Consider the following 18,080-nt stretch of genomic DNA (forward strand, 5'->3'; position numbering starts at 1 on the left):
TATATGCTCTGCATGCTTTTTTCATTTGAATCACTTTATTCTAAATGCTGCTGCGTCACACAGTGAATCATGCCACCATACGCATACAATTCATTTACATGAATCCCAACAATCCTTCTTCCTGGAAACTGTCCTTCAATGATTTGAAGTCCTAACTTGTCATGTTCATCACCATATATAGGTACCAATACGACTTCATTTCCAATATAAAAATTCAAATATGAGCCCTTACATTCTGCTTCTTTCACCACTTGTCTTGTTACCGGTACTGGAATGAGTTGAAATGGATTTCCATCTATATTTCTCGCTTGTCGCAATTCTTGATAATGCTTTTCGTGCGCCTCCAAAAGGTACGACTCTCCTTCCCCAAAAGGATCATATTCATAAAGAATCGTATTTTCATTTACAAAACGCGCTGCCCCATCAATATGGTAATCCGTATCTTCATCATAATTATCCTCACCGCGAATACCAGTTATCCATATGAAATTCGTTACTCCCAAGTACTTCGTTAACTCCATTTCAATCTCTTCCTGACTTAGTGTGGGATTTCGATTTTCATTTATAATAGAAGTTTTTGCCGCCATTAAGGTTCCATTTCCGTTTATCTCTATTCCTCCACCTTCTAGACAGACACTTGATTCAACTTTTGGAATGCTATACATTTCACTTATTTTCTCTGGAATAACAGCGTCTTTTTCATGCGGGTATTTATTCCCCCAACCATTGAAAATCCAATGTGTTAATGAAAAATCCCCTTCCTTATTTTTCACAAAAATAGGCCCATTATCTCTTATCCAAATATCATCAGTTTCTTGAATTAAGAAATCAATTTTAACCATATTTACTTTCGCTTCAATTAACTTCGATTGGACATGTGCTTTTTCTTCTTCATCGTATACAACAATATGCACATTTTCTCCATAATGAAGCTCCTTTGCCATCGTTACCCAAATATCATCCAACTTAGCTCTGTAACCTTCACCTCTATGGGTTCTGTCATGAGGCCATTGGAGCCATGTCCCCTCATGTTTTTCCCACTCAGCAGGCATATAAAACAAACTATTTTCCATATTTCTCATACGTGTTCACCCCTTCTTCGAATGTAAGTTCAGTCTAAACTTTGACATCGTGTTAAGGTCAACAGAAATATATTCATTTACTTGTGGCAACCAAATAAGATTACTCGCTATTTCTCCTTGTGATACACTACTTCTCCTTGTAAAACCGTCACTAAAACTTTCGCATTCGGAATCTTATCGGCACTCATTTTAGTAATATCTTCATTTAGTAATACCATATCAGCTGATTTCCCTACTTCAATCGAGCCAGTAATGTTATCAAGACCTAATGCTTTGGCTGGCTTAATTGTATAAGCATCAATAGCTGCATGTACATCGGATAAGCCTTTCTCATCAATACTTAATGCATTCGAAATCGTCACAAGTGGATTCTGTTCATTTACATCCCAATCACTACTAAGCGATACATTTGCTCCTGTTTTCCAAATTCGCCCTAACGGCATAATTCGTTTCATCTGTTGATCTGAAAAATACGTACTTGCCCAGCTTTGTTTAGGATCTTCCGCAAAATCATGACCTACTTGAAAATCAGCGCTAATACCTAATTTAGCAAAACGATTTATATCACTATCTTCTACCATCTCCACATGCGTGAGCGTATAAGGCTGATTTGCCCCTTCTTTTTTCGCTGCTTCAATTGCGTTTAAACTTTCTCTTACCCCGCCGTCTCCAATCGCGTGGATTAATGCACCGTAACCAATTTTATTAAGTTCAGTCAACCACCACTTCATCTTTTCTTCTGGAATATAGTTCAAACCATATGGAGTCCCTTGAAACCACTCAAATTTATATTTTTCTAGTATTTTAGCTGTGCTATTAATACTAATTCCATCACTATACATTTTCACTTGATTTATAAGCATTCGGGATGACAAATCATCACGTTTAATTTTTTTGAAATACTCCATTTGTTCTGCTTCATTTAAATTCGGATATACCCATGGACGAAGTACTACTCGTGACGTTAGCTTTTTTTCATCATAAACTTTATTCCAAACATCTAACCAGCCTCGCTTCCAATAGAGACGTCCATCACCGACTGTAGTAATACCATTCTTCGCAACCTCATCTAATCCGTCCAACAAACCTTCATAATTTTTTTCAAACAGATTCGGCTGGGAATTCCATGCTTTTTCCATCACGATATCTCCAGCTGTATCATAAAGAATACCAAACGGTTCTCCTGTCTCTGGATCTCGAATGATTCTTCCGCCTTGCGGATCTTTCGTATCTTTATTTATCCCAGCTAACTCCAATGCTTTCGAGTTAACCCATACAGAATGAGAGGTTCTTTCCATAATTAATGCTGGATTATTAGGAAATAACTCATTTAGAACTTGTAATGGAGTTTGTTGTTCTGATTTTTCGTCCATATCTTTTAACAGCTCTTCTAAACTAAATCCAGTTCCGCTTATCCATTCCCCTTCTTTTACATCTTTTTTACACGCTTTTAAATACGAGCGTTGTTCTTGCAAAGAAGCATCTGGTGAGACACTACAATTCCCTGCTGCTGGTGATTTCGCTTCAAATATATGATTATGATTGTCCACAAAACCAGGGAGGATAAAACGCCTTTGTAAATCCACCACTTTCGTATCTTCATTTATAAATCCCTCTACATCCTTGTTTGAACCAACAAATGTAATTTCCCCTTCTTTAACGGCTACAGCCTCTACGATGTCTTGCTTTCCATTTGAAGTATAGATTGTACCATTTTTAAATACTACATTCTTCGGCAACTGATTAGGTAGAACAGAGCTACCATTCTCACCTTCTCCTACTTCAGGAGTACACGCTGAGATCCATACCATACTAAGAATTAGACAAATAAGTAAAATTTTTCTTTTCATATTCTTTCCCCTTTTTATTATGATAAATTGCTTACATATATAGAATAAGGATTGACATAATGTTAATGTCAATCCTTATTCTCATTCTATTTTCGTAACTAAAAAACAAATTTGTGTAGCATACTCCTCTACTAAACAATCACATTCAGGTCCCTTTATATAGACTTCATATGGGTGACTATCTATTATATAGCCATTGCTTTCCACCCACTCTTCTAATGCCATATAAGCATAGCCTATATAGTCATAGCTGCCATAATGCATAGTAGTAACGAGTTGATGCTGATTTAGCTTTTTTATTTCGCACTCTTGTAATACGCCTTTATTGTCCTCATACATAACCGGAATTCTTAATTCAATATCACTGCGATTTGGAATATACTCTTTATCATAAAAAACTACGGATGGAGAACCGGCTATTTGAAAACTATTTTTTTGTACTTTTTCATATAAGTCATAAAAATAATCATCCATATTATCTATATCTATTTGTAATCTTTGAGCAATTACCGTTATTTCATTTCTCATTCCAATTAATATATCGTAACTTCTATGACGAGCAATATTTAAACCATTATTCATGCTTACCATTTCATTCATTTCAGAAATAACCTGTAAATTTTGTTTCACCTCATGAGATAACTCTATAATTTGCGCTTGCATATGTTTAATAAATGAATTTTGATCTGCTGACTGGAGAATTACTTTAATTTTCGGTAAAGGAAACTTGTACTCCCTCAGCTTTTTAATTTTCAATGCTATTTCTAGCTGTCCTTGCTCATAATATCTATATCCATTTACCGGGTTCACATATGCTGGTTTTAATATCTCCTCTTTGTCATAATGCCTTAGCATCCGTGTACTCATTTTACAAATTCGCGAAAATTCAGTAATTGTATACATATAAATACCCCTTGAATACATTTTCTTATAAGCTTATTTATTAAAACCAATCAAAAAGTTTTCTAATTGAAGAACCTTCATTCTGATCGTTCAGCCTTTTCATTTTTGAAGGTAACAAATGACTCGGACAATACCACGTTAAACAATTCATCGCGCCTCCCATTGTCGATATTTCTCCTACATGAATTTGAATAACTTGTTTCTCAGTACGCTGTTGAATATATCGTAAAACTTCCTCATCTTTAGCTAATCCAAACTTAGGAACGTAAAGCGTATCACATGTTTCTAACATATTTATATATAAACCTTTTGCTGACGCTATCTCTTCATCGTATTGACCCTTCTCTGTATATGACGAAGGAACAACTATAAATTCAGCTTCTGGCATTTGTTCTTGAATAATCTCTTGAACATTATATCTAAATTCACGATCTCCTAAAAAATCGCTAATAAACATTGTATGTTCATCAATAAATTTAACCATTCCGTCTGCGTGTGCAAGTACATCCCCTTCTTCAGCAGGAATAATAATAACCCGGCTCACATCTAAATCCCACTCTAACTGCTCAATAATTTCCTCTTCCGTCCAATCATCATTATCATCAAATATACGTTCTGTTAAAATAACGGTATCTTTTTTATTCCAAATAAGATTTCCACCGTCTAATATCAATGGAGATGTCACATATTCAAAGTCGTTCTTTTTCAACCATTTATTAAATTGTTGATCTAAATATCGCCCTTGATCTTTCGGTAAGTAATTTGGTTGATATTTAAATTTAACAAGATGATTTGTTACAACTGGAGCAACATCTCTTAGCCAAATATCATCATACTCAAAAAAGCTTGTATGAAAGTCTTGCTCTTCAACAGATAAAGATATAAGTTGATCGGTAAATGCTTTGTTTTCGTTTAAATATTCATTAAAATAAATCAAGTCTTCATAAAATGGTCGATAATATTCATTCGATTTATCTGGTATTGCAGTAAAAATAATTCCATTATGTTTTTGTTCCATATTATTTACCTCACTTTTTAATAATGATTGAATAACTGATTTCAATAAGCCCACTACTGCCCAATTCATTTCTCTTTTCATTACAATTTTTAAAACGTGCACATTTCATGAATGGATTATAGCACGGAGAAATATTATATATTTATATAAAAAATATAAAGCCGTCGTTAAGCCGTAAACTGACTCTTGACAAGATTTTTAAATTTTAATCGTCGTACACAATGAAGGATTAGATGATTTTTTTATCAAGATTCAAATCCATTACTTCTGATAGAGCGTTTTGATTATATAAATTCACTAAATGCGTTTCTACCCCTATACAAATTGCTTCAAGCGGAAGATCGTTTGGATCCTGACCAAATGGATCCTCAATTTCACCCCCTATTGCTTCAATCCCTATAAATGCAAAACTTATAAACGTAGTTGCAAGTACTGTAAACCATCCAAGACTATCAACAAGGCCAATCGATAAAGTCCCGCAAAATATGAGCAGTAAAATTTTAATATGAGCAAAATATGCAAAAGGAATAGGCGTTGTTTTGATACGGTCACATCCACCCACAGCCGTAAGCAGAGTATTCAAATCAGCTTCCATATTAATTATTGCATTTGGATGAATTTGACCCGTTTTCAAACCTTTTGATAGTATAGTTTTTAACATGAAAACTATACTAATCGGTAAATGAATAGACTTAGCCAAGATTTCTCGTTCCTTCTCAGAACAAATATCAAACAATGATTTTATTTCAGATAAATCTTTTTCATCTCTCAAATGTCCTTTCGCTAACTTTGGAAAAGCAATTAATAAATGTGAAAATTTTAGTTTTTCCTTATCCGTATTTTCCTCTTCAGACTCCCAATAACATAAAAAACTAACTGCTAAATTTCTAGTACAAGCACCAATCATGCCAAATAACTTTCTACCTTCCCAATATCTATCATACGCAGTGTTAGTACGAAAAACTAACAGTAGACCTAAAGCCCCTCCAACAATTACCCAAGGAGTTTGATTAATTTTTATTTCTACATAATAATAATTAATCACAGTTACTATCGTTGAAACGCATATATATAATAAAATTTGCGGGAAAATATCTCTTATAACTGTCCCCTTTAATGTAAATATTTGATGTAAACTATTTTGATTATTGTAATGTACCATATTTACAAAAGCCTCTTCCCTTTTTAACTTTTTATCCTTTAAAATTACGAAAGTATACAATTAAATAGTAGAATCATAAACCCTATTATTATGAAACTGGTTAAAATTATTTCTTTCAATATCTTTACTCCTTTTTTACCAAAAGATAAAACATCTTTTTTTGATTTAAACAACTAATGTTCACTCTTCTAAATCACGACGCATTATTTTAGAATTTGCAATAAATAAAGCACTAATTAATACAAGAATTGCGCAAGCATATAACAATGAATCCATTGGACTATCATGGTCTATAATAATTAGACGAACAATAGCCGTAATACCTATATATATAAAATAACGTAATGGAAAATGAAAGTTCATTTGAAAATACTTTATAATCATTACGATGAATTCAAAATATAAAAAGAATACGACAATGCTATCAATTAAATGATAACTAGATTCCTCACCACTCAATTTCAGTTCTTGTATAAATTGAATGACTTCTTTCATAAGAAACACACTTAAAACAACTCCCAAACAGATCAAAGCTACATTTATAATGCACTGTAGAACGATAGGGAAAAACGAAAATACTATTTTAAAATTCTTCAACACAAATATTTTTCTCCTTTTCCATATAAAACAATCATGACAATATACTTACATTTGATTATCATTACATTAAAATTATACATTTATTTCTTATTACAGATGTTCAAACAAGACAAAATAAGTAAAGATAGCATTTCACCTATTTTGTCTGTAAAGCAACATAGCGAAACTATAATCGATTACTTCAATTGAATCGGTTGTTGCTGTGTAACACAATGTATCATTCCGCCATTTTTATAAAGCTCTCTCACATCAATGCCGACTACTTTACGATCCGGGTATAACTTCTGAATCGTATCGTTTGCGATTTTGTCATTTGGGTCATTATAATTAGGCACCAATACCACTTTATTCCCAATATAGTAATTGATATATGATCCCTTATAGTCGAGAGTTTTCCCATTTTCTAAAGTAACCTTTTCTTTACTAAGCGGTAAGTATTCATACTTATACTTCTGTCCTGAAGCATTTTTTGCATCTAGCAATGTATCCATATCTTTGTTTGACAAACCCCATTCCGCCAAGTCGTCTTCTTTCATCGTTACAATGGTAGATTTATCATGGAATTTAGCAAATCCATCAATATGAAAATCCGTAATATCTAAATTAGGCACTCCATCTAACCAAATAAAGTTTGTCACCCCAAGGTCACTTATATATTTTTCAATTTCCTTTTCTGATAAATCAGGATTTCTATTTTTATTCGTTACTGCACTTCGAGTTAATAAAGCAGTCCCATTGCTGTCTAATTCAATTGCGCCACCTTCAAGGACGAATTTCCCCCAATCAATTCTTTCAATCCCTAATTGTTTACTAACATTCTCACGTACACGGGCATCATTTTTATAAGGAGTTTTCTTCCCCCAACCATTAAATGCTGGATCTAATATTTTTAGATTTTTATTATTGTCATAAACAAAAATCGGACCACTATCCCTTGCCCACACATCATCAGTAGGAGCGATAAAGAAATCAACTTTATCCATATTCAGCCCTTTATCTATTAAAAGCTTATTGATTCGCTCTTTCTCCTCCTCATCATATGCAACAATGTGGACTTTTTCACCCTCAGTTAAAGCACTTGCCATCTTAATCCAAATAGGTTCAACTTCCTGCTTATACTCTTGACCATATGTGTATTCATGTGGCCATTGTAGCCATGTACCTTCATGTTTATCTTTTTCATCCGGCATCGTATATTTTCCAGCGTTTTTCTGTACCTCTACCTTTTCACTCTCTTTCCCTTTTGCATTTTCATTCCCCCCTTCAAAAGAACACCCACTAATAATCGTTGTAGATAATGTAGCTATTAAACAAAACTTTACTACTTTTTTCATTTTGCAACCTCCTGTTCATGTCTACAATAATGTAAGGCTTAACATAGTGTGAAGCTCAAGCTTTTTCATCAATGTAAAAATTACCAATTATTCTTCTGCATGATAATCACATAAGTTCAATACAAATAGATGACATTCACAAAACGCATTCCCTATATTTAACATTAATATCATTTAACTTCCTTCATAAATTTATTCTAATATTAATCCCCTCTCATACCTGCTTGTTCACTAAATAAAACATTACTAAATAAAAAAATCGGTATTGATAATTTCATATCAATACCGATTTTTAAATAATTATTTTCCTTCTATTAAATCTTTCGCCATCTTTCTAAACTCTTGATTAAATGTATCGTTCATTCCATTTTGTACGTTAGAGAAAAGAATTACAAAAATTCGTTTATCTCCATTAAAATTATTAAATGTATTCCATCCAGCTAATACTCCATGATTATGATTATAATCTGCATTAATGTAGAAACTAAATCCATACTTTCTAGCGGGCGATACAGTAAACATATCTGATAAACTTTGTTTAGAAAGCAATTTACCATCTATAATTGCCTCATCTAACCTTTTCATATCTTCAACAGTTGTATACATTTCACCACAACCATATAGCCAACTCATTCTTAAACGAGGCGTAGCTATTAACTCATTATCTTTTTTCGTATATCCTTCTGCTAAAAACATATCTCCTGGGAAAGTGGCACCCATCCCAGATTCATGCATTCCAACAGGAGTAAAAATGTTTTCTTTCACATAGTCAGCAAGTGGTTCATTTGTTATCTTTTCTACAATATATGCAAGCACCATATAATTATAATCTGTATATCTCCATCCCGTTCCTGCAGGAAATTCAAGCTTTTGAGATCCAATCCATGTTACTAACTTTAAACGTGATGCCGCATCAACTCTACCTTGTCCCTGCTCTGGCAATCCAGAAGTATGTGTTAACAAATTTCTTAACGTAATATTTTTATCTGCCGGGAATGACGGAATATATTTATTCACATTATCTTCTATATTCAATTTCCCTTTTTCTCTTAGCTGTAATATAGATATTGCAACTACTGTTTTTGTTATGGAACCGATGCGATATTTTGTTCTTGGCGTTGTTAAAATTTTATCTTTTACATTCGCATACCCGTATCCTTTTCGTAAAACCACATTATCTTTATCCGCCACGAGAACCGTTCCGTTAAACCCTTTATCTTTTAAATACTGATCTAGTTTCGTTGCTGCAACCTCATAACGTTTTTGTTGATTTACATCAACTTTTGGTTTATCATTTCCATCCTTATTCTTAGAATCTGAAAATGCCTTCAAATTATATTTCTTATCTTTATTTGCATATATTAGTGCAGCGACACTCCCACAAAAAATAGCAAAAATAAAAAAAACAATTAACCATTTCTTAAACATATAGGAACCCTCTTTTATCTAATTTCACTTTATACTTTTCCATTCTATTCTATATCTTTTAATTTTCAAACATTTTATAATCTATCTATCATTCATCATATTACACTAGATTCCTTTTTCTCACACTCAAATTTTGACTACTCTCTATTGTATTTCTTTTTTGTAAAATTTCCACCTTACAATCGGATGCATCCAACTTGAATTTCAATTTCTTATGTAACATTCGTTACACATTAGCCAGAATGGAGGTGTTAATTTGAAAAAGACCGATAAACGCAATCGTTTAGACGATATGATGTTTCATTATCGGGTAACAAAAAATAACATAGTTTCAATTGAATATTGCGGAAAACAGATTATGATTTTAAAAGGAAATGACGTTGAAAAGTTTTTAAACAAAATAACTCGGGCAAATAATGAAAAAGAAAAACAACTTATTATGGCTAAAATTACAGGTAACTTCAAAAGAGGAAATGAACGTTAATGAAAACGAATCTCATTTATAACTTAATTATACAACATATAAAAAAAGAAATGTCGCTCCCACGACATTTCTTTAGATTTTCTTCATAAAAGATTTACATTTTTAATATTCGTTTACTTTCACATAAACTCACCACTGAAATACAAACGGTGCTTCTTATTTAATTACACAATAAATGCTTCATTACGTCTTCAAGTAATACGTTCGGCTTTAAGGCCTCGTTTTCCGTACGCCACCCTATAAATCCATCTGGCCTTATTACTACCGCTCCTCCATTTTCTATCCCATATAAATTCCTAAAATTATTACTTTGATCGATGAAATCACCAGTTAAACCCACCTGATACACTTTTATCCTTACGCCTAATCGGGATGAAACAACATTTGCAGCTTCAGTCCAAACACTATGCCCTGCCTCAGTAAGTAATACAAAATTGCTACCAAATAGATCAAGTATAGAAACTTCTTTTCCTTCATAAGTTCCAAAAAAATGTGGCGCACGCGTTCCCGGGCGTCCGTTCAAATCAACTATATCCATTCTATGCGGAGTGTTACATTCGTCTATAATTGCTTCTGAGCAATACTGATAACCAGCAGTGACAGCTAAACTATCCATATTACTCAAATTACCTTCCTCTCTATTCGCTGCACGAAATAATATACTACTCGCATGGTCCGTCGTTAATTTTGCAACAGGATATCTCTCGTCATGATACGTTTCTAACAATTTGGGATTTGCTTTCCCTTTTATAACAGCCGCTAATTTCCAAGCTAAATTATGTGTATCTTGTATCCCTGTATTTGAACCGAATCCTCCTGTTGGCGGCATAATATGTGCTGAGTCACCAACTAAAAAGATGCGATTTTTCTGAAATTTCACCGCTGTACTTTCACTCGCTTCCCACGGCAAAATACTTAATATTTCTGGCTTAATATCCGTACTTCCAATTGCAGTTTGAATAATTTGTTTACAGCGTTCTATAGAGAAATCCTCTGGTCGCTCCCCTTTTACTGGATCATAAGCTACATGATAAATCCATTTACTTTCGTTATCGACTGGAATAAGCGCACCAATTACTTCTGGATGTACTATCATAGTAAAACCGAATGCGTCTCCTTTAATAAATCCACTCAAATCCGCTTCAAAATATATGTTCATATAATAACCACCGATTGTACCACGGCCCTCGGTTAGAATACCTAGCTGTTCCCGTATTTTACTTTTCGCTCCATCTGCTGCGATTACATAATCACAATATATGACACTCTCTTTTTCTGTTTTTCGATCTCGAATAGTTGCTATTACTCCGTGCTCATTTTGCTCATAAGAAACCAATTCATGATAAAAAGATAGTTCTCCGCCTAATGCTTTCGCTTCTTGTAACATCATCTCTTCTAAAGTAATTTGATAACAAGCAGTTTGTTTGGATGGGCTAATCTCTTCCACTTTACGAACTAACTTTTCGTTATTTTCATACTGAGTCGCCCTTATTTGTTCCAACTCTTCATTCTTTACCTCTGCTATCGTTTGAACCGCAATTCTCCCGTGACAATTCTCTAATGCTTTACCAACTAATCTAATTCCTTTTTCTAGGCCTAATTCTCGAAATAATTCCATTGTGCGAAATGTGATTCCACCTGCTTTCGGATGAATCGCAGTAGACGGATGCCTTTCTATAAGCACATAATCAATGTTATGTTTTGCAAGAAATAATGCAGACGATAATCCTGATAATCCCCCTCCAACAATTAAAACTGGTACATGTTTCGATTTCATACATTTTCCCTCCACATATATTCTTCTGAGCTCAGTGACATAAATATAATCAAAAAATCAACAAAAATATAGACTTATATTTCATTTTGAATTATCATATAGATAGATTACGCCCCAAATTTCTTTTTTCCTTTTATACATCTACAACTATGAGGACTGTGTATGAATAAAAGGAAAAAAAACAAAAAGAGCCTTCGTTATATAACGAAGGCTCTTTTTGTTTTTATGACAGTTAAATGGACACAATGTAATGAAGTCCTTACAATAGATTTCAAGGGGATCATTTACAATAAACGTATAATATTTTTAATTAACCTCACACAGAATACATATAAGTACAAGAAAATAATTAAAAACCAATTACAATTCAAATTTCAAAAACACACAAAAAGGAGGAGATACGATGACTAATAAAAACGAAACTGCTTGGAATTTAGAGAGTAGTTATACTGACCTGCCCAAATCATTTTTCACCGAAATCCCCCCAACTCCTGTACGCTCACCGGAGTTAATTAAACTAAATAATTCTTTAGCAATATCTCTTGGCTTTAATCCTGAGGAACTAAAAAAGGACGCTGAAATTGCCATTTTAGCTGGTAATACTATTCCAAAAGGAGCTCATCCACTAGCTCAGGCATATGCTGGACACCAATTTGGTCATTTCAACATGTTAGGAGATGGTCGTGCCCTTTTAATTGGAGAACAAATTACTCCTTCAGGCGAACGCTTTGATATTCAATTGAAAGGTTCTGGCCCTACTCCATATTCACGCCGCGGTGATGGCCGTGCTGCACTCGGTCCAATGCTACGCGAGTATATTATTAGCGAAGCAATGTACGCACTTGATATTCCAACTACTCGCTGTTTAGCAGTAGTCTCAACTGGCGAACCAATCTATCGCGAAACAAAGCTACCTGGAGCTATTTTAACAAGGATTGCAAGTAGTCATATACGTGTTGGAACATTCCAATACGCGGCAGCTCGCGGCTCAATCGAGGATCTCAAAGCGTTAGCTGACTATACGATAAAAAGACATTATCCAGAAATTGAATCTACTGAAAATCCATACGTTTCATTACTACAAGAAGTTATTAAGAGACAAGCAAGCCTCATCGCCAAATGGCAACTCGTCGGCTTCATTCACGGCGTAATGAACACTGACAATATAACGATTAGCGGTGAAACGATTGATTACGGTCCTTGTGCCTTTATGGATAGTTATGACCAAGGAACAGTATTTAGCTCTATTGATGTAAAAGGTCGCTACGCATATGGAAATCAGCCGTATATGGCTGCATGGGACCTTGCACGATTAGCTGAATCTTTAATGCCGATTCTACACGAAGATGAAGAAGAAGCGCTAAAGATTGCACAAGATGAAATTTCAAAGTTCAGTGTGCAGTACGAAAACAATTGGTTCCTCGGAATGAAGAAGAAATTAGGACTATTTAGCAATGAAGAGCAAGATCAATCACTTATTGAGAAACTTTTAAAAGCAATGGAAAAATATAAAGCAGATTATACAAATACATTCCGTGCATTAACTGACACTACATTAGAAAATGCACCTTTATTTGAAAGTCCCGAATTTAAAGAATGGTACGAGCTATGGCAATCTCGGTTAGAAAGACAAAAAGAATCGAAAGATGATGCATACAAATTAATGAAAAATAACAACCCAGTAATCATCCCTCGAAACCACCGAGTAGAAGAAGCACTAGAAGCAGCTGTTAAAAATGGAGACTATAGCGTAATGGAGAACCTACTTCAAGCTTTAGCAAATCCTTATGAATATTCTCAAGAACAAGCGGATTACTGCACGCCTCCAGCGCCGACTAATCGCCCTTATCGAACTTTTTGCGGGACGTGATTGTTTAATATGTAAAAAGGTGTGTTCATACAAATTGTGTGAACACACCTTTTTTATACACTTCCCTTTCAAAAAGATGCACTGAAGCAGATTGTAGTTATCCTTACTATATTTCACTCCCCCTGTCTTAAACTAAAAAATAAAACTAGTTTTATTCCAATTTTTTAATAGTAAATCTACTAAACAAATATTGAGAAATATAAAACCCCATTTCTAAATATTGTTATTTTTGATATCGTATTTTATAAGAATATTCAAAAAGCGAGGGGATTTCATGAACGTTCAATTACAAGGTAATGAACAAGTTACACAACTATTTAATGATTGGTATCGAGCTATATTACAACATCAAACTATCCATGCAACAAAACTAAAAAAAGATATCGAAGATAAAATCTCTAGTTCAGAAGAAGATACAAGCCTACTATTATATTATTCACTTTTTAATTTTAGATATACCGTTTTAACAGATGGATTAAATATTACTAAAGATGCCTTTAATAAAATTGACTCTTTCCCACTTCCAGAGAATGGCCTACTTTCTTATCATTATCATTTTTTCAAAGCCATTCACAACACAATTATTGGGGACTACAATACGGCAAAACACCTCTTCGAGAAAGCTAAGAAGCTGTTAATACACGCATCTGACGAATTAGAGAAGGCTGAATTTAACTACCGCTTAGCTTCCTATTATTATCAAACATATCAACCACTAGTAGCAATTCAAACTGTAAATGAAGCTAAAGAGATTTTTTCAAAACATATAAACCATGAAATTAATGTAGCTTTATGTGATAACATTTTTGGTTTATCTTGTATAGATTTAAAACAATTTGAACAAGCAGAAATAAGACTCAATTCAGCATTAAATATTCTACAGAAATATTCAGAAGAGACTTTATCATTAAGAGTGCGACACAATTTAGCTTGGTTATATGCAAGTCAAAATCTTCCAGAGTTAGCAATGCGTCATATTTCAGAGGTTACAACAAAAAAACCAAATCATTTTAAAGCACTTTTTATTGAAGCACGTGAATACTACAAACTAGGCGAATATGCCCAATCTAAAGGATTTATAGAAAAAGGATTAAGTATCTCTAATAAATTAGAAAACAAAGAATTTCAACATCGCTTCATGATTTTAAAAGCATTAAATAATAAAACTCCTATCAATGATTTAGAAATGATAATTTTGGAAGGAATTTCTTACTTTAAAATAGAAAACCTTTGGGAGTGTATACAAGAATACACCGATATTCTAGCAAATATATTTTATGAAAATGAAGACCATATAAAAGCTAGTAAGTATTTCCATATGGCCAATCAAGCAAGAAAAAAACATGAAGAAAAAGGAGCTTTGGTATAATGAAAAAAATCAAATTGAGCATCATAGGCTTAGCTGTTATGGGCATCACAACTCTTGGGTTAGGTCATACTTCCGAAACACCAAAAACACAGCAAGGATATGTTGCATTGAACATCGGGGACACTCCCGCACCACAAAGACCTGATTTTTTCAAATCCGTTGGCGTAAGTAAAGACTACAACCCAACAACTGCTGAGAAAACACTTTAAAAAGACCTTCTTAATCGAAGGTCTTTTTAAATACGCTTATGTAGTTAATATAATCTTATATTTTTTGATACAGTGCTTCCCATATGCCTCCGGCGGGGTTCGAACCCGCACTCCTTTCGTAAGCATAGGCTAAGGGGAACACGCTTCCCTACGGAATTTCACCGACAGGAGTTTCACCCGTCTCAGCTCATTTGCTTTTCGGTGCTTCTGAAACCTTCGCCTTGCGACCCGGTTCTACACTGTTTTCCGGCGCTCTTCCCTTCTAGAGCTACGGAGGCAGTTTTTCTTTCAAGCAAAGGGATATTTCTACAAAAATAGAAATATCCCTTTGTTTCATATGAAATCACTCTATTTCTTTCATCAAATCAGCAATCCCCCTGCTCCCCTCACTACCAACTTTCTCAAGTTCTTCTACAACTAATTTTCTTCTTTCCATAGAATGATTTTGACTTAATTTCGCTTTTCCTTCTATTTTATTTATCTTTATTTTAAACCCAACTATTCCCCTACTTAATCCTTCCATATAATTCGCATCTACATCATTCAGTGAGTAGGTACTCTTTGGATTTTCATATTTATGTACTAAATCTTGAAGAGAATCTATTAATTCCTGTTCATCTTCAACAATTTCTAACTCTCCATAGACATGCACCGCAACATAGTTCCATGTTGGTACTGCTTTATTTGTTTCATACCATGATGGAGAGATGTAACTATGTGGCCCTTGAAAAACAGCTAACACTTGTTGATTTCCACTATCTTTCCACTGCTCATTTGGACGTGCAAAATGACCATATAAAGTAAGTGTTTCCCTATTTAACAATAACGGCAAATGCGTTACGTATGGTGCTCCGTTATGTTGAGAAAATAAAGTCGCAAAGCCATTTTGTTCAATAATTTCGTACTTCGTCTCTTCATCTTGTATAGTGAAATGTTTTGGTATGTACATAAGTGTCCTCTTTTCTTTTCTTTTCTTATCTTCTTATTTCCCATTATATTTACGAGATTTATTATTTGGCAGGGACAGATTGTAATTGTTTTATAAGGTCAGTTCATATAGTAAAACCTCTTCTTCAAAAATAATAGGTGGCATTATATGATTTCTGCCACCTTAGTCTATTTTCTTATTGATACAAACTCCCTTATTCAACTATCCTTCATAGCTTTTTCTAATACAGTTTCAATGAATTCCGTTTTGCCTAAGCTATAACCTCTGAATATGCGTATCCTTAAAATCAGTCTCATATTTCAATCCATACCCAATCATTCGATCCATCCCAATATGTGCTGTCCATATTAAACCAACCATTAAAATCGTATCCACCTTAAAATAGACCCCTATTAAAACAAGTAATATGGATATGATATATGTGTGAAATAGATTATAAATTTGTGCACCAACACGTTTGTTAATGGCGTACGCCACCATTGCTAAATCAGGTGCAAAAAGTAATACGATAAATAATAACCAGCTAAATCCACATAATGCATATATATAAATCGTAGCTAATAAGACGACCAATCCTTCAAAATGTATAATTCGTTTCTCCAAACTTCATCATTCCTTATCTTTTAACTTAAAAATTTTATTCGGATTTAAAATATTTTGCGGATCAAGAGCTTTCTTTATTTTCTCCATTACCAATAGTGCCGCACCATGTTCTTCTTCTTGATACTTCTGCTTCCCTATTCCAACGCCATGCTCTCCTGTACACGTTCCGCCACGCTTAAGAGCATACAGTACTATACTTTCGTTTATTTCATCTGCTTTTTTCACTTCATCTTTATCGTTTGGATCAATCATTAAGAGCACGTGAAAATTCCCGTCTCCTACATGGCCAAGAATACCACCAACAAGACCAACTTTATCTAATGTCTCTTTCGCATGTTGTATTGCGCCAGCTAATTCTGAAATTGGAACACAAACATCCGTACTCATTAGCTTTTTACCAGGATAACTATGAACGTAAGAGTATGCTAAGTTATGTCTTGCATCCCACAATTTATTTCTCGCCGCTGTTTCAGTTTCAAAAGCGACTTCTTTACATTTATGATCAAAAACAATTTCCTTCGTAAACTCGATATCTTGCGTTAGCCCTGCTTCATTTCCGTGAAACTCTAAAAACAGTGTTGGTTCTTCTCTGTAATTTGTTTCATTATAATGATTTACTTGTTTCATAGATAGTTCATCAACGAGCTCTATTCTCGCAATTGGAATACCAGCTTGCAGTATATTAATAACAGCTTCTACTGCATCATTTATAGTTGGAAACGATGCTCTCGCAGCCATAACATGTTCTGGTATGCCGTATACTTTTACTGTTAGCTCTGTAAAGCATCCAAGCGTACCTTCTGATCCTACGAAAATACCATTTAAATGATAACCTGATGATGACTTCGCCGCTAAATTGCCAGTATGTATCACTTGTCCATCAGCAAGTACCACTTCTAAATCACGAACTTGATCACGCATTACGCCATACTTAACCGCTGTCGTTCCGCTCGCGTTTGTAGCAGCCATGCCTCCTAACGTTGCATCTGCGCCTGGATCTACACTAAAAAATAGACCATACTTTTTTAATTCTTTATTGAGCTGAGAACGAGTCACTCCTGGTTGTACTTTCACAAGAAAATCTTTCTCTCTTATTTCAAGTATTTTGTTCATTAATGAAAAATCAACCGTAATCCCCTTTTCATACGGAATTATATGGCCCTCTAAACTGGAGCCTACTCCAAATGGAACGACAGCCTTTCCATGCAGACTCGCTACTTTCATAATCTCGCTAACTTCTTCAGCCGTTTTTGGATACACAACTACATCCGGCAAACTACTAGTATGGTAAGATTCATCTTTACTATGTAACTCTCTTACTGTCTTATTAACCACTACTTGATCTTCAGGAAGTACATCCTTTAATTCATTTACTAAACGTTCAATTGTTATTTCCATTACGTACTCTCCTTTTATATTATTTACGCCGCATTAATTATACC

The 18,080-nt window shown here is 34.1% G+C and carries 16 protein-coding genes; 4 read left to right on the forward strand and 12 right to left on the reverse strand.

The window, feature by feature from the left end:
* Positions 1–35 precede the first annotated feature (35 nt).
* From MHI07_RS15860 to MHI07_RS15895, 8 genes are all read right to left on the reverse strand, one after another.
* On the reverse strand, positions 36–1,082 hold the full coding sequence (locus MHI07_RS15860; RefSeq protein ID WP_204208628.1) for an agmatine deiminase family protein: 1,047 nt from the start codon (positions 1,080–1,082) through the stop codon (positions 36–38).
* A gap of 107 nt (positions 1,083–1,189) precedes the next feature.
* Positions 1,190–2,932, reverse strand: a complete 1,743-nt coding sequence (locus MHI07_RS15865) for an amidohydrolase (RefSeq protein WP_340824994.1) — start codon at positions 2,930–2,932, stop codon at positions 1,190–1,192.
* Positions 2,933–3,013: 81 nt separating this feature from the next.
* On the reverse strand, positions 3,014–3,835 hold the full coding sequence (locus MHI07_RS15870) for a MerR family transcriptional regulator (protein ID WP_340824996.1): 822 nt from the start codon (positions 3,833–3,835) through the stop codon (positions 3,014–3,016).
* 40 nt (positions 3,836–3,875) lie between these two features.
* The gene (locus MHI07_RS15875; protein ID WP_340826908.1) at positions 3,876–4,853 is read right to left on the reverse strand and encodes an agmatine deiminase family protein; all 978 of its coding nucleotides are present in this window, start codon (positions 4,851–4,853) and stop codon (positions 3,876–3,878) included.
* Positions 4,854–5,082: 229 nt separating this feature from the next.
* Entirely contained in the window at positions 5,083–6,015 is a 933-nt protein-coding gene (locus tag MHI07_RS15880) for a bestrophin family protein (protein ID WP_340826909.1), read from the reverse strand.
* Positions 6,016–6,195: 180 nt separating this feature from the next.
* A complete protein-coding gene (psiE, locus tag MHI07_RS15885) occupies positions 6,196–6,615 on the reverse strand; it encodes a phosphate-starvation-inducible protein PsiE (protein WP_340824998.1) in 420 nt (139 codons plus the stop codon).
* 176 nt (positions 6,616–6,791) lie between these two features.
* Positions 6,792–7,949, reverse strand: a complete 1,158-nt coding sequence (locus MHI07_RS15890; RefSeq protein WP_002160988.1) for an agmatine deiminase family protein — start codon at positions 7,947–7,949, stop codon at positions 6,792–6,794.
* A 300-nt stretch (positions 7,950–8,249) separates the two neighbouring features.
* Positions 8,250–9,377 carry a serine hydrolase domain-containing protein gene (locus MHI07_RS15895; protein ID WP_340825002.1) on the reverse strand — a complete coding sequence of 376 codons (1,128 nt, stop codon included), beginning with the start codon at positions 9,375–9,377 and terminating at the stop codon, positions 8,250–8,252.
* A 256-nt stretch (positions 9,378–9,633) separates the two neighbouring features.
* On the opposite strand from MHI07_RS15895, the gene MHI07_RS15900 reads away from it, so the two are divergent.
* The gene (locus MHI07_RS15900) at positions 9,634–9,861 is read left to right on the forward strand and encodes a hypothetical protein (RefSeq protein WP_340825004.1); all 228 of its coding nucleotides are present in this window, start codon (positions 9,634–9,636) and stop codon (positions 9,859–9,861) included.
* A 160-nt stretch (positions 9,862–10,021) separates the two neighbouring features.
* Here MHI07_RS15900 and MHI07_RS15905 read toward each other — a convergent pair whose 3' ends face one another.
* Positions 10,022–11,638: an FAD-dependent oxidoreductase gene (locus MHI07_RS15905; protein ID WP_340825006.1), complete on the reverse strand. Its 1,617-nt coding sequence runs from the start codon at positions 11,636–11,638 to the stop codon at positions 10,022–10,024.
* A gap of 403 nt (positions 11,639–12,041) precedes the next feature.
* Here MHI07_RS15905 and MHI07_RS15910 point away from each other — a divergent pair, with 403 nt between their 5' ends.
* The 3 genes from MHI07_RS15910 to MHI07_RS15920 all read left to right on the forward strand — a co-directional run bounded on the left by MHI07_RS15910 (position 12,042) and on the right by MHI07_RS15920 (position 15,086).
* Entirely contained in the window at positions 12,042–13,508 is a 1,467-nt protein-coding gene (locus tag MHI07_RS15910; RefSeq protein ID WP_340825009.1) for a protein adenylyltransferase SelO, read from the forward strand.
* 274 nt (positions 13,509–13,782) lie between these two features.
* A complete protein-coding gene (locus tag MHI07_RS15915; RefSeq protein ID WP_340825011.1) occupies positions 13,783–14,877 on the forward strand; it encodes a response regulator aspartate phosphatase in 1,095 nt (364 codons plus the stop codon).
* Positions 14,877–15,086: a hypothetical protein gene (locus MHI07_RS15920; protein WP_070170482.1), complete on the forward strand. Its 210-nt coding sequence runs from the start codon at positions 14,877–14,879 to the stop codon at positions 15,084–15,086. Before MHI07_RS15915 ends, MHI07_RS15920 begins: the two co-directional genes overlap by 1 nt.
* Positions 15,087–15,429: 343 nt before the next feature.
* Here the strand turns inward: MHI07_RS15920 and MHI07_RS15925 are convergent, their stop codons facing one another.
* From MHI07_RS15925 to MHI07_RS15935, 3 genes are all read right to left on the reverse strand, one after another.
* A complete protein-coding gene (locus MHI07_RS15925; protein ID WP_340825017.1) occupies positions 15,430–16,035 on the reverse strand; it encodes an FMN-binding negative transcriptional regulator in 606 nt (201 codons plus the stop codon).
* A gap of 255 nt (positions 16,036–16,290) precedes the next feature.
* Positions 16,291–16,638, reverse strand: coding sequence for a DUF4260 domain-containing protein (locus MHI07_RS15930; protein WP_340825019.1), 348 nt, complete (start codon positions 16,636–16,638; stop codon positions 16,291–16,293).
* A gap of 6 nt (positions 16,639–16,644) precedes the next feature.
* Positions 16,645–18,036: an FAD-binding oxidoreductase gene (locus MHI07_RS15935; protein WP_340825020.1), complete on the reverse strand. Its 1,392-nt coding sequence runs from the start codon at positions 18,034–18,036 to the stop codon at positions 16,645–16,647.
* Positions 18,037–18,080 lie beyond the last annotated feature (44 nt).

The organism is Bacillus sp. FSL H8-0545, assembly GCF_038006105.1.
Classification (GTDB): Bacteria; Bacillota; Bacilli; order Bacillales; family Bacillaceae_G; genus Bacillus_A; species Bacillus_A cereus_U.

Excerpts from the sequence above, each read along its gene's own strand:
- MHI07_RS15875 (WP_340826908.1), bottom strand. The coding sequence starts at position 4,853 with ATGGAACAAAAACATAATGGAATTATTTTTACTGCAATACCAGATAAA.
- MHI07_RS15870 (WP_340824996.1), bottom strand. The coding sequence starts at position 3,835 with ATGTATACAATTACTGAATTTTCGCGAATTTGTAAAATGAGTACACGG.
- MHI07_RS15925 (WP_340825017.1), bottom strand. The coding sequence starts at position 16,035 with ATGTACATACCAAAACATTTCACTATACAAGATGAAGAGACGAAGTAC.
- MHI07_RS15880 (WP_340826909.1), bottom strand. The coding sequence starts at position 6,015 with ATGGTACATTACAATAATCAAAATAGTTTACATCAAATATTTACATTA.
- MHI07_RS15935 (WP_340825020.1), bottom strand. The coding sequence starts at position 18,036 with ATGGAAATAACAATTGAACGTTTAGTAAATGAATTAAAGGATGTACTT.
- MHI07_RS15860 (WP_204208628.1), bottom strand. The coding sequence starts at position 1,082 with ATGAGAAATATGGAAAATAGTTTGTTTTATATGCCTGCTGAGTGGGAA.
- MHI07_RS15915 (WP_340825011.1), top strand. The coding sequence starts at position 13,783 with ATGAACGTTCAATTACAAGGTAATGAACAAGTTACACAACTATTTAAT.
- MHI07_RS15890 (WP_002160988.1), bottom strand. The coding sequence starts at position 7,949 with ATGAAAAAAGTAGTAAAGTTTTGTTTAATAGCTACATTATCTACAACG.
- MHI07_RS15905 (WP_340825006.1), bottom strand. The coding sequence starts at position 11,638 with ATGAAATCGAAACATGTACCAGTTTTAATTGTTGGAGGGGGATTATCA.
- MHI07_RS15920 (WP_070170482.1), top strand. The coding sequence starts at position 14,877 with ATGAAAAAAATCAAATTGAGCATCATAGGCTTAGCTGTTATGGGCATC.
- MHI07_RS15910 (WP_340825009.1), top strand. The coding sequence starts at position 12,042 with ATGACTAATAAAAACGAAACTGCTTGGAATTTAGAGAGTAGTTATACT.
- MHI07_RS15895 (WP_340825002.1), bottom strand. The coding sequence starts at position 9,377 with ATGTTTAAGAAATGGTTAATTGTTTTTTTTATTTTTGCTATTTTTTGT.
- MHI07_RS15865 (WP_340824994.1), bottom strand. The coding sequence starts at position 2,932 with ATGAAAAGAAAAATTTTACTTATTTGTCTAATTCTTAGTATGGTATGG.